The sequence below is a fragment of the Streptomyces sp. NPDC048434 genome (assembly GCF_043200375.1).
Taxonomy (GTDB): Bacteria; Actinomycetota; Actinomycetes; order Streptomycetales; family Streptomycetaceae; genus Streptomyces.
In genome coordinates this window covers 221,856-233,428 of record NZ_JBICXQ010000011.1, presented here as the reverse complement: position 1 = coordinate 233,428, position 11,573 = coordinate 221,856, and the positions used below count along the sequence as shown (strand labels likewise).

Here is an 11,573-nt window from a genome sequence, read left to right as displayed (position 1 = left end):
GGTTGATAGGCCAGATATGGAAGCCTGGTAACGGGTGGAGTTGACTGGTACTAATAGGCCGAGGGCTTGTCCTCAGTTGCTCGCGTCCACTGTGTAGGTTCTGAAGTAACGACCTGTGTCATTGCCGGGTTGGTCAACTTCATAGTGTTTCGGTGGTCATTGCGTTAGGGAAACGCCCGGTTACATTTCGAACCCGGAAGCTAAGCCTTTCAGCGCCGATGGTACTGCAGGGGGGACCCTGTGGGAGAGTAGGACGCCGCCGAACAATCATTGTGGGAAAGCCCCGCACCTTATGGTGCGGGGCTTTTCTGCGTTTCGGGCCGCTCGGTACGCTCATGAGTATGCGCTACGACTTGGTCATTTTCGATAATGATGGCGTCCTGGTGGACAGCGAACCGATCTCCAATCGGATCCTTGCCGCGTACCTCACCGAGCTGGGGCATCCGACTACCTATGAAGAGTCGCTGCGCGACTACATGGGCGGCGCGATGCACCGTATTCACGAGCTGGTGCTGCAGCGGTCGGGGAAGCTGCTACCGGCCGGGTTCGACGAGACCTTTCACACGCGGGTCTTCGAGGAATTCCGCAGGCGGTTGGAGCCCGTAGCGGGTGTGGTCGAGGTGCTGGAGAAGCTGGCCGCCGACGGGGTGCCGTATTGCGTCGGGTCGTCGGGGAGCCATGAGCGGATCCGGGTGGCGTTGACGAAGACCGGACTGATCGAGCGCTTTGCCGGGGGGCGGACCGGTGACGGTGCCGCTGAGCGCATCTTCTCCTCGCAGGACGTGGGGCGGGGGAAGCCGGCGCCGGATCTCTTTCTGCATGCGGCGCGGGAGATGGGTGTGGCACCGGAGCGGTGTGCGGTGGTCGAGGACAGTCCGCTGGGGGTGCGGGCCGCGGCCGCCGCGGGGATGGACGTCTACGGCTTCACGGCGATGACGTCGGCGGCGAAGCTGACGGAGGCCGGGGCCACCGCGCTGTTCGTCCATATGGCGGAGCTGCCGGCGCTGTTGCAGTAGAGGTGTCGCCGGTCGGACATAGGTCGGAATTGGCGGAGAGATCCATCTACCCAGCGGTAGCGGGGAGTCCTAGGCTGAGCGGCCATGACGGCCCCTCGGGTACCAGGAGCGCAGCTACGGCACGGCCGGGTGTCGCTCGCCCTCAGCTTCTTCGTCCAAGGGGCGGTCTTCGCCCTCCTCGTGACCCGAATACCCGCGATCCAGGAGCGCTACGGGATTTCGGACGGGCTGTTGCCGGCCTTCCTCGCGGCGGTGCCCCTCCTCGCGGGGGTCGGCAGTGTCGGTACCGAGCAGCTGGTGAAGCGGGTACGGCCCAGCCGGGTCCTGCGGTGCGTGCAGCCCGTGGTGTGTCTGGCGCTGCTGGCGGTCGGGTCGGTCGGGTCGATGGTGCAGGTCGCGGTGGCGCTGGCGGTCTTCGGGCTGTCGGTGGGGGCCCTGGATGCCTCGATGAACATGCTCGGGGTGCGTCTGCAGCGGGCGTACGGGCGGAGCATCATGCTCGGGTTCCATGCGGCGTACAGCCTGGGCGGCATCGTGGGTGCCTCGCTGGCCTGGGCGGGCGCGCACTGGAAGCTGTCGCTGGTGCTGCTGTACGGGCCGGTGGTGGCGGTCCTGGTGCCGCTGGCGCTGATCGCGGGGCGATGGTTCGTGGACCGGGACCATCGGGACCCGGTGGGGGGCGAAGAGGGGCCAGCGGCGGCCGTTGCGCCCCTCGCGATGCGGCTGTTGTTGCCGCTGTGTCTGGTGATGGCGTTTGCGTATATCGGGGACTCGACCGTCTCCAATTGGAGCGCCAAGTATCTGCAGGACGTCCTGGGGAGCTCGGAGCAGCTCGCCACCGTCCCGTACAACGTCTACATGGTCACCACGCTGCTCGGGCGGGCGGTCGGCGATCTGGGCGTGCGGCGCTTCGGGGCGGTCGCGGTGGTGCGGACCGGGACGGTGGTCGCGGCGGGCGGGTTCGCGGTGGTGGCGGCGGCGCCTGGGGCCTGGGCCGGAATGGCGGGGTTCACGCTGCTGGGGCTCGGGCTGTGTGTGATCGTGCCCCAGACGTTCGCGGCGGCGGGGCGGTACGCCTTTGAACACCACGGTGCCGGTGCGTCGGACATGGCCGTCGCACGGCTGAACATTTTCAACTATGTGGGCTTTTTGATCGGCTCCCCGCTGGTCGGTGCGCTCGGTGATGCCTGGAGCTATCGGGGGGCGATGCTCGTACCGATGGCCCTGGTGCTGGTGACGCTGGTGTATGCCCGATCGTTCGGGGCGCCGGAGGCCCGATACGGTGACGGGCATGAGCGGCCGCGCACAGCTGATGTGGGATGAGGCAGTAACGGGCTACGACTTCGGGTCCGGGCATCCGATGGACCCGGTCCGGCTCGCGCTGACCATGCGTTTGGTGGAGGCGTACGAGCTGGATCGCGGGCCGCTGGAGGTGGTCGCGGCCAAGCCGGCCGGGGACTCCACCCTGCGGCTGGTGCATCGCGAGGACTACATCGGCGCGGTCCGCAGAGCCTCGGCGGACCCCGCTGCCGCGGATCTGTCGTACGGGCTGGGAACGGCGGACGATCCGGCGTTCGTGGGGATGCATGAGGCGTCCGCGCTGATCGCCGGGCAGTCGGTGGGCGCGGCGGAGGCTGTCTGGCGCGGCGATGCGGCGCATGCGGTGAACTTCGCCGGCGGGCTGCACCATGCGATGCCGGGCGGGGCAGCCGGATTCTGTATCTACAACGACGCGTCGCTGGCGGTCGCCCGGCTGCTGGAGCTGGGCGCCGAGCGGGTCGCGTACGTCGATGTGGACGTCCACCACGGCGACGGGGTGCAGGCGGCGTTCTGGGAGGACCCGCGGGTACTGACGATCTCGCTGCACGAGCATCCGCGGACGCTCTTTCCGCAGACCGGCTGGCCGGAGGAGACGGGCGGCGAGGGTGCGGAGGGCACCGCGGCGAATGTGGCGCTGCCGGCCGGGACCGGGGACGAGGGCTGGCTGCGGGCCTTTCATGCGGTGGTGCCGGAGCTGCTGGGGGCCTTCCGGCCGCAGGTGATCGTGACGCAGCACGGCGCTGACACCCACTTCGAGGATCCGCTGGCGCACCTTGCGGTGAGCCTGGACGCTCAGCGTGCGGTGGCGGAGGCCTGTCATGACCTGGCGCATCAGCACGCGGACGGCCGCTGGGTCGCGCTCGGCGGAGGCGGCTATGCGGTGGTGGACGTGGTGCCGCGCAGCTGGACGCATCTGGTCGCGATCGCGGCGGGCCGGCCGATCGACCCGAGCTCCATGGTGCCGGAGGCGTGGCGGCACGAAGTGTTCCGCAGGACGCGGCAGTTGGCGCCGCTGCGGATGACGGACGGCCGTACGCCGCAGTGGCGGGACTTCGTCGACGACGGCTATGACCCGGCCGACCGGCTGGACCAGGCGGTGCTGGCCACCCGCCGGGCGGTGTTCCCGGCGCATGGGCTGCTGCCGTAGGGCCCCGCAGCGGCCTCTGTAACGCTGTTACGGGCTCCAGGGGGCGAGGGGCGCCGTGCCTCCGTAGCGCCGTCCCCGTACGGCCGTATCCGGCGCCGTGCCCCGAAGGTGTGACTACCCGGCGGTCAGGGCAACCGTAGGCCGACCAACCGGACAGTATGGGACGCGTGTTGGGCACTGGGGCGCTGCGGGCGCACCTGATCGAGACGCGGCTCGCGGGGACGATCGCGACCACGCGGGAGAAGAGTCTGGCGCGTTACCGGCTCTTCGCGGCGCGCGATCCCCGGGCGCTGCTGGGGCTGGATCCCGAAGGGGAGTGGCCGGTCGGTGAAGTACTGCGACTGATGGGGCAGGAGTGCGGGGTTTCGGCCGATCCCGCACATACTTCCGGCCTGGATGTGATCGATCCGGACCGCACCATCGCGGCGCTGGACCGGTTCGCCGAACGGGTCGGTGAGGCGGCCGGCCGCCGGGCGCCGGTGCTGATCGGCACCGGCCATCCGCACCGGCTGGTGGAGTTCTACGCCGCCCTCGCAGACGCTCTCTCGTCGGCGGGCTGCCCCGTTCTCACCCCGGCGTATGGCGACCGTGTCGACATAGCGACCCGGTTCGGGGTACGTACCTGCACACTCGACTACGTACGGGGAGTCGCGCTGATGCGAGAAACCGGCGTGCGGGGCGCGCCCGGGACGGGGGGCGTGCACACCCATTCGCCGCTCCCGGTACGCACCGCTCTGGCGGCCGTGGGGGGCTCCGCCGGGCCGCTGCCGGGGCTGGTGATCGGGGACCATGGCTGGGTCTGCGGGGCAGGTCAGCTGGGCATCGAGGCGATCGGGCTGGCGGACTCGGACGACCCGGCGCTGTTCGTCGGTCAGGCGGAGGGGCGGGTGTCGGTGGCGGTGCCGCTCGACGATGCGGTGCCGGCCGCGAACTATCAGCCGCTGGCGCGCTATGTCCTTAATCGAGCATGTCTGTCCCGATAGTGGGCTGTTCGCTGCTCCTCTTCCCCACTCGCATCACCCGCCCCTAATCTGGGGAGTGAGCGCATAGCGACGAAGAGTCACCGGAGGGGAAGCCGGTGTCCGTCTTATGCGGAAGGTGCAGGTGTGGCATGGCTGCAGACCAGAGGCCTCTGAACGAGGTCGTGTTCCTGACAGTGGCGGAGGTCGCCACGGTGATGCGAGTATCGAAGATGACCGTGTACCGCTTGGTGCACAGCGGTCATCTGCCCGCGATTCGCGTGGGGAGGTCTTTCCGGGTTCCGGAGCAAGCGGTTCACGACTACCTCCGTGAGTCCTTTGTGGGGGTGGAATCGGCCTGACAGTTCTTCGCCGACCCTCGGATTACGCCGTTCGCCCGTGGCCGGGTAGGCTGGCCCGATGTAGGTAGTGTGGGCTCGGACGCCCCGCACCGAGTGATTCGAAGTAAGCGAGGGTAGTCGTGGGCTCTGTTATCAAGAAGCGGCGCAAGCGGATGGCTAAGAAGAAGCACCGCAAGCTGCTCAAGCGCACCCGTGTTCAGCGTCGTAACAAGAAGTAAGCGACGCTGATCGCGATTTCGCAGCCCCCCATCGCCCTGTGCGATCGGGGGCTGCGGCGCGTTGTGGGCCGTATGGACGGTGGCCGGACGGAAATGTGGCCACGGGCATCCTGTGGTCATCACAGCGCAACACCTACCCGATAGCGTGGCCCGGACAGCTCGGCCACGGCGGTCGCGGCGGGAAGGAAGGGCTGATCTTGGGCAAGGTCGTGCTCGTCACGGGAGTCGCACGGCAGCTGGGCGGCCGGTTCGTCCGCCGTATCCAGCGCGATCCCGACGTCGACCGGGTGATCGGGGTCGATGCCGTGGCGCCGGAACATCATCTGGGCGGCGCCGAATTCCTCAAGGCCGATATCCGGCATCCGGCCATTGCCAGGGTCCTGGGCGAGACGGGCGTCGACACGGTCATCCATATGGACATCAACGGCACGCCGTTGGGCAAGCGCGGCGGCCGCACCTCGGTGAAGGAAACCAACGTCATCGGGACGATGCAGCTGCTCGGCGCCTGCCAGAAGGCCCCGAATGTGCAGCGGCTGGTCATCAAGTCCAGCACCAGCGTCTACGGCTCCGCGCCCCGGGACCCCGCCGTCTTCACCGAGACCACCACGCCGAAGTCGCTGCCCAGTGGCGGCTTCGCCAAGGACGTCGTCGAGGTCGAGGGGTATGTACGAGGCTTCGCCCGGCGCCGGCCCGATGTGGCGGTGTGCGTGCTGCGCTTCGCCAACATCCTCGGGCCGTGTGCGGATTCGCCGCTCGCCGAGTACTTCTCGCTGCCCGTGCTGCCCACCGTCCTCGGCTACGACCCGCGGCTGCAGTTCGTCCATGAGGGCGACGCCATCGAGGTGCTGCGGATCGCCGCCGCCGCGCCGCGGCGCGGCACGCTCAACAGCGGCACCTTCAACATCGCCGGGGACGGCGTACTGCTGCTGTCGCAGACCTCCCGGCGGCTGGGGCGGCCCACCCTGCCGCTCCTCCTGCCGACCGTGACCTGGGCCGGTACGGCGCTGCGGTCCATCGGCATCACGGACTTCTCACCGGAACAGATCCGGCTGCTCACGCACGGCAGGGTCGTGGAAACGACGCAGATGCGCGAGACACTGGGGTTCGATCCGAAGTACACGACGGCGGAGACCTTCGCGGAATTCGCCCGCAGCCGTGGACCCGGGCTGCTGCCGCCCGAGTCCGTCGCCCGCACCGTCGACCGGCTCGCCGGCGTGCTGACGGCACGCGGCGGCCAGACCCAGTGAGGAGTTCACCCACGATGGCGGACGCCAAGGTCATCCCCTTCGGCGAGGAGCCCCGGGCGCGCAGGAAGGCCAGGAGGGCCGGGCGCACGGGGCGCGGTACGGCGCTGGCGCCCGTACCCGAGGCACGGACCGAGCACCCGCCGGCGGTGCCCCCGCGGACGAGCCCCGGGCGGTCCCTGGACGAGCGGATCGCGGGCGGGCTGGCCTTTCTGCGCCGGCGGATCACCGGCGACTACGAGGTCGACGACTTCGGGTACGACGAGGAACTGACCGACCAGGTCCTGATGTCGCTGCTGCGGCCCTTCTACGAGAAGTACTTCCGGGTCGAGGTGAAGGGTGTCGAGAACATCCCCTCCGACGGCGGGGCACTGATCGTCGCCAACCACTCCGGGACGCTGCCGCTGGACGGCCTGATGCTGCAGGTCGGGGTGCACGACAACCACCCGGCGCAGCGTCATCTGCGGCTGCTGGCGGCCGATTTGGTGTTCGTCCTGCCGGTGATAAACGAGCTGGCGCGTAAGGCCGGGCACACCCTCGCCTGTGCGGAGGACGCCCAGCGGCTGCTGGAGCGCGGCGAGATCGTCGGGGTGATGCCGGAGGGTTTCAAGGGCATCGGCAAGCCCTTCGCCGACCGCTACAAGCTGCAGCGGTTCGGGCGCGGCGGCTTCGTCTCGACGGCGCTGAAGGCCGGGGCGCCGATCGTGCCGTGCTCGATCGTGGGCGCGGAGGAGATCTACCCGATGATCGGGAACGCCAAGACGCTGGCGCGGGTGCTGGGGCTGCCGTACTTCCCGGTCACGCCGACCTTCCCGTGGCTGGGGCCGCTGGGGGCGGTGCCGCTGCCGACGAAGTGGACGATCCAGTTCGGTGAGCCGATCCCGACGGCTGGCTATCCGCCGGAGGCGGCGGACGATCCGATGCTGATGTTCAACCTGACCGATCAGGTACGGGAAACGATTCAGCACACCCTCTACAAGCTGCTGGTACAGCGACGCTCGGTGTTCTTCTGAGGGAAGGACCAGAAGAACACCGAGCGCCGGAGGGACCGCTTCGCTACTTGGGAAGATCCTCCCCGTCGATGCCCAGGCCGGGAAGCAGCCCCGGGATCAGCGGTGGGAGGGTGACATCGGGCTGCCCGCCGGTGTCCCGGCCACTGTGGTGGTGGCCCCGGCCGTGCGGGGACGGGCTGCCGCCCTTGGACGGCGGGTCGAGCAGGCCGCCCGTATTGCCGCCGAGCAGGCCGTCCTCCTGGGACGGCGAGGCCGACGGGCGAGGGGCGTGCGAGCCGCGGGCGTGTTTGCCGGAGGCGGACTTGCTGCCCGTCGGGGCCGGACGCCCGTCGGAGCCGGAGCCGGTGCCCCCGGAGGCGTGCGTGTTGCGGTGGTGGCCCCGGCCGTCCGGGGTGGGCGGCAGCAGCGGGCGGAGCGGACCGACCTCTTTGTCTATGGCGTCGAAGACCGAGCTGACCCGGTCACGGACGTCCATGAGCTGCACCGGGAGCCTGTCGCGCAACTGCGACCAGGTGCGGCGGTGGGACTTGGTGAAGGAGTTCAGCGCCTGGATGGGGCCGAGTGAGCCATCGCGCTCATACGCCTGGTGCAGCAGGCGGTGGCCCTCACCCGCGTCGTGTGTGACGCCGGCGAGCGCCTTGCGGACCTCGCCGAGCGCTTCATGGTCGAGGTCGGCGACCCGGGCGCGCTCCATCAGGCGGCGCGCCTCCAGCATGCGGATGGCGGCCTGGTCGAGATAGAGCTGCCCGCGGTCCGAGTCGTCGTCGGCCATGCCGAGCTTGAGATCCTCCATGCCGCGCTTGAGGCCGTAGAGGGAGTCGCCGGGAAGGGCGTCGGAGCTGGCCGCGGCGACGCCGGTGAACGCACCGGCGGCGACGCCGACCGTCAGCCCGCCCGCCGCCAGTCCCTTGGTGAGGCGGGAGCGCGGACGCAGCCTGCCGATCGATTTCGTGGCGCGGTGCGCGCCCTTGTGTTCGCGCTGCTCGGGCACCCTGGCACCGTCGGACGGAGCGCCTTCGGCGAAGGCGGACTCCATCGCGGCGATGAGCTGGGCGCGCTGGACAGTCTTGACCTCGGCAGCCATCTCCGGCCTCGGGAGTTTCCCGAGGCCGTCGGCGGCCGCCAACAGCCGTGCTTCGCCCGGCGCTTGCGCCGGATTGTCGACCTGGTCCTCGGCCGCCGTGCCCTCGAGGACCTGCTCCTCAAGGGCCTGGGCGAAGGCGTTGGCCCGCCGGTGCACCGAGACATTCGCGATCACGGGCGGCACCTCCTCTCGTCATCCCGCTCGACTCCCCGGACTGGCTTTGACTGTCCAGACGGACCGGACGGTTGCAAGCCGTTGTCCGCAGCCACTCGATCGAGTGAGAGGCGGCGGGCAAGGCATGACCGCATGGAGCCTGCATCCCGCACAACGAGCGGCGCGGCACTCGGGTTACGCACTCACGATGATCTGACCGACCGGGTATGGAGGGTCACCAAGAGTGAGCAGATACGGCATGGGACTGGTCATCGGCATCTGCGGACAGGGGGGGTCGGGTCAGCGGGCGTCTTCGGGGAGCAGCCGCGCCAGGGTGCGTACGGCGCGGTACTGGAGGGTCTTGATCGCGCCCTCGTTCTTGCCCATGACGCGGGCGGTCTCGGCGACCGAGAGGCCCTGCAGAAAGCGCAGCGTGACGCACTCCTGCTGTTGGGGGTTGAGCTTGCGTACCGCCTCCAGCAGGGCGGCGTTGGAGAGGGATTCGAGGACCGAGTCCTCGGGGCTGCGCTCGACCTCGTTGGCGTCGAGCATTTCGCCCGTGGTGACTTCCAGGCGGAAGCGTGAGGACTTGAAGTGGTCGGCGACGAGGTTGCGGGCGATGGTCACGAGCCAGGCGCCGAAGTCACGGCCCTGCCAGGTGAAGGTGCCGATGCGGCGCAGGGCCCGCAGAAAGGTCTCACTGGTGAGGTCCTCGGCCGTGGCGCGGCCGCCCACGCGGTAGTAGATGTAGCGGTAGACCGTGTCGGCGTACTGGTCGTAGAGGCGGCCGAAGGCGTCGGCCTCGCCCGCCTGGGCTCGTTCGACGAGGTCCATCATGCGACGGCTGTCGCTGTCGGCGGGACGACGGGCGGTGGTCGTGCCGGAGCCGGAGCGGCGGGTTCTGCCGGCGGCCTTGCCGACCGCAGCACTCCCGTCGGCCAGGGCGTAGCAGGGTCCGGCGGCGGGGACGGCTGAGGCGAATGCGGGGACGGCGTACGCGGTGGGGACAAAACTGCGCAGGTGGTCGACGAGTGTCGTACGCAGCGTAGCCAGGCCCGAGGCGTCAACCCCGACGTGTGGGTACACGGGACTCCCAGAGGCAGAGCTTCCATCACGTGCAGTGCGGGACCGTTCACTCGTCGTAGGGACGTGTGGGTTCCGGATTGCGTCTGAGGAGAATAACGCTTCGTACAGGCAGCGCTACACCCAGTTGCTCAAATCATCGATTACTTACGGTCCGTGCCGGGTTGGTGGCAGATCAAGTATCGAATACTGAGCAACTTTTGATCGGAAGGAAACGCAATCTGCCTGGTTGGAGGGCGTGTTGTGGTTACCCGGCGGCTACGGGACTGAGGGGACGGCGGAGGGGGTAGGAAGAGGGGATGGGCCGCCGTCCCATACGGGCATCAGGCCTGGTCAGCGGCGTCGGCGCTGCAGTGCGACCGCGGCTGCGGCACCGCCTGCGAGGGCGCCCACACCGGCCGCCGCGGGGATACCGATCTTGGCGGCTTTGCGTCCGGTCCGGTAGTCGCGCAGCCGCCATCCCTGCACCCGGGCGTGCTTGCGCAGTCGGCTGTCCGGGTTGATCGCATAGGGGTGCCCGACGAGCGAGAGCATCGGGATGTCGTTGGCGGAGTCGCTGTAGGCGGCGCAGTGCGACAGGTCCAGGCCCTCCGCGGACGCCAGGGCGCGGACCGCCTCGGCCTTCGCCGGGCCGTGCAGCGGCTCGCCGACCAGTTTGCCCGTGTAGACCCCGCCGACGGACTCGGCGACGGTGCCCAGCGCGCCGGTCAGGCCGAGCCGGCGGGCGATGATCGTCGCGGTCTCGACGGGGGCCGCGGTCACCAGCCAGACCTTCTGACCTGCGTCGAGGTGGGCCTGGGCCAGGGCGCGGGTGCCGGGCCAGACCCGCTCGGCCATGTACTCGTCGTAGATCTCCTCGCCGATGGACATCAATTCGGCGACGCGGTGGCCCTGGACGATGGACAGCGCGCTGTTGCGGACGTCCGCCATGTGCTCGGGGTTCTCCGAGCCGGCCAGCCGGAAGTAGATCTGCTGCCAGGCGAACCGGGCCAGATCGCGCTTGTGGAAGAAGCGCCGCTTGTACAGGCCGCGGCCGAAGTGGAACAGGGCGGCGCCCTGCATGACGGTGTTGTCCAGGTCGAAGAAGGCGGCGGCCGCCGTGTCTCCGACGACCGGGAAATCGGGTTCCGCCGCGGTCTCGGTCTCTTCGGCGGGCGGCGCTTCCTGGGAGGACTTCCGGGCGGCCTCGGCTGCGGCCTCGCCGGCCAGCACACTGCGGGCCGTGGCGGGTCGTCTGCGGCGGGTGAGCCAACCCAGGGAGAAGAGTGCCCCGGAGGGACTCCAGCGGAGGCGATGAGCGGGCGACGGGCGTGCCATGGCGCTAGCGTAGCCAGTTTGTTCGGTGCAGCCGGTTACGGGCGCGTGTCAGGAAGGCCTGGGGCGGTGGACGGTTGCGTTACGGCCATCCGTGGCGGCGTCCGCGAGAGCGTTCCGCACGGCCCGGCGGAGCGGGTACGGCTCAGGCGCCCAGAGCCGTACGCAGCCGCTTCGGGTCGACCCGCCAGAAGTCGTGCTGGGCGCCGTCGACGAGGATGACCGGAATCTGCTCCCAGTACTTGCGGTGCAGCTCGGCGTCCTCGGTGATGTCTTTCTTCTCCCAGGACGCGCCGGTCTCCGCGCACACTTTCTCGATCACGGCCTGGGCGTCATCGCAGAGGTGGCAGCCCGGCTTGCCGACGAGGGTGACCATCCGGTCGGCGGGGTTCTTGCGGGGGCTGCGGCTGAACAAGGGGGCCATGGAGCCATTGTGCCGGGTCGGGTCGGCGGGAGGGCGTGTCGCGGGGGCCGGGCCGGGCCCCGCACCGCCGGGCACGGATTCGGGGCGCGCCCGCGGGGGTCCGGGTCGATTACCATCGGTGGGCGATTTGTAGGTTTCCGGGGGTATGGCGATGAGGAGTGAGGGCACGTGCTCCCGTGGGTGCTGCCGTGTTTCACGGGCGGCGCGAGGGAACGGTGTGACGTGGGAGTTGGTTC

The 11,573-nt window shown here is 69.5% G+C and carries 12 protein-coding genes and 1 rRNA gene; 9 read left to right on the top strand and 4 right to left on the bottom strand.

The genetic code is table 11. The annotated features are described in order from the left end of the window. The first annotated feature begins 148 nt into the window (after positions 1-148). The 9 genes from rrf to ACGFWI_RS15880 all read left to right on the top strand — a co-directional run bounded on the left by rrf (position 149) and on the right by ACGFWI_RS15880 (position 7,279). Positions 149-265, top strand: a 5S ribosomal RNA gene (rrf, locus tag ACGFWI_RS15920). A 76-nt stretch (positions 266-341) separates the two neighbouring features. Beyond that, positions 342-1,016 carry an HAD family hydrolase gene (locus tag ACGFWI_RS15915; RefSeq protein ID WP_393906522.1) on the top strand — a complete coding sequence of 225 codons (675 nt, stop codon included), beginning with the start codon at positions 342-344 and terminating at the stop codon, positions 1,014-1,016. Between the two features lie 84 nt (positions 1,017-1,100). Then, the gene (locus ACGFWI_RS15910; protein WP_393906521.1) at positions 1,101-2,339 is read left to right on the top strand and encodes an MFS transporter; all 1,239 of its coding nucleotides are present in this window, start codon (positions 1,101-1,103) and stop codon (positions 2,337-2,339) included. Next, entirely contained in the window at positions 2,308-3,483 is a 1,176-nt protein-coding gene (locus tag ACGFWI_RS15905) for an acetoin utilization protein AcuC (protein ID WP_393906520.1), read from the top strand. Before ACGFWI_RS15910 ends, ACGFWI_RS15905 begins: the two co-directional genes overlap by 32 nt. Before the next feature lie 167 nt (positions 3,484-3,650). Next, on the top strand, positions 3,651-4,466 hold the full coding sequence (locus ACGFWI_RS15900; protein WP_393906519.1) for a phosphatase: 816 nt from the start codon (positions 3,651-3,653) through the stop codon (positions 4,464-4,466). 128 nt (positions 4,467-4,594) lie between these two features. Then, complete coding sequence (locus ACGFWI_RS15895) at positions 4,595-4,804, top strand: helix-turn-helix domain-containing protein (protein ID WP_006604741.1); 210 nt, start codon at positions 4,595-4,597, stop codon at positions 4,802-4,804. A 119-nt stretch (positions 4,805-4,923) separates the two neighbouring features. Beyond that, positions 4,924-5,022, top strand: a complete 99-nt coding sequence (locus ACGFWI_RS15890; RefSeq protein ID WP_003948845.1) for a 30S ribosomal protein bS22 — start codon at positions 4,924-4,926, stop codon at positions 5,020-5,022. Positions 5,023-5,219: 197 nt separating this feature from the next. Next, positions 5,220-6,269 carry an NAD-dependent epimerase/dehydratase family protein gene (locus ACGFWI_RS15885; protein ID WP_393906532.1) on the top strand — a complete coding sequence of 350 codons (1,050 nt, stop codon included), beginning with the start codon at positions 5,220-5,222 and terminating at the stop codon, positions 6,267-6,269. Positions 6,270-6,283: 14 nt separating this feature from the next. After that, positions 6,284-7,279 (top strand): lysophospholipid acyltransferase family protein, encoded by a 996-nt coding sequence (locus ACGFWI_RS15880; RefSeq protein WP_393906518.1) that lies wholly within the window; start codon positions 6,284-6,286, stop codon positions 7,277-7,279. 43 nt (positions 7,280-7,322) lie between these two features. On the opposite strand, the gene ACGFWI_RS15875 is transcribed toward ACGFWI_RS15880, so the two are convergent. From ACGFWI_RS15875 to ACGFWI_RS15860, 4 genes are all read right to left on the bottom strand, one after another. Then, positions 7,323-8,537 (bottom strand): DUF5667 domain-containing protein, encoded by a 1,215-nt coding sequence (locus ACGFWI_RS15875; protein WP_393906517.1) that lies wholly within the window; start codon positions 8,535-8,537, stop codon positions 7,323-7,325. 279 nt (positions 8,538-8,816) lie between these two features. Beyond that, positions 8,817-9,602 carry an ECF subfamily RNA polymerase sigma factor, BldN family gene (locus tag ACGFWI_RS15870; protein ID WP_393906516.1) on the bottom strand — a complete coding sequence of 262 codons (786 nt, stop codon included), beginning with the start codon at positions 9,600-9,602 and terminating at the stop codon, positions 8,817-8,819. A 330-nt stretch (positions 9,603-9,932) separates the two neighbouring features. Next, entirely contained in the window at positions 9,933-10,916 is a 984-nt protein-coding gene (locus ACGFWI_RS15865; protein WP_393906515.1) for an HAD family hydrolase, read from the bottom strand. Between the two features lie 142 nt (positions 10,917-11,058). Beyond that, complete coding sequence (locus ACGFWI_RS15860) at positions 11,059-11,337, bottom strand: glutaredoxin family protein (protein ID WP_086720225.1); 279 nt, start codon at positions 11,335-11,337, stop codon at positions 11,059-11,061. Positions 11,338-11,573: the final 236 nt, after the last annotated feature.